The organism is Bacillus pretiosus, from assembly GCF_051294775.1.
GTDB lineage: Bacteria > Bacillota > Bacilli > Bacillales > Bacillaceae_G > Bacillus_A > Bacillus_A wiedmannii.
The window spans coordinates 1-283 of sequence record NZ_JBPPHF010000557.1; the positions used below are offsets into that span (position 1 = coordinate 1).

Annotated in this window: 1 protein-coding gene; it reads right to left on the minus strand. The window is 39.9% G+C overall.

Annotated features, from left to right (window positions below):
• On the minus strand, window positions 1-283 hold a 283-nt coding region (locus tag ACSG5Z_RS32145), incomplete at both ends, for an AAA family ATPase (RefSeq protein WP_435712974.1).

Below are 283 nucleotides of genomic sequence, written 5' to 3' on the forward strand. Positions count from 1 at the left end.
CCATTACAACGAATGGTTTTGGTAACGGTCTTGTCCTGCCATCTATTGTAATATTGCCTTCTTCCATACTTTCACGTAAGGCAGATTGTGTTTTGGGAGATGTACGATTAATTTCATCAGCAAGTATAAAATTCCCCATGATTGGTCCAGGCTTGAACTCAAATTGGAGCTCTGTCGGGTTGTAAATAGAAACACCTGTAACATCTGACGGCAGTAAATCAGGAGTGAATTGTATGCGCTTGTAATCAGCATCAATAGATTTAGAAAGCGCACGTACTAACAT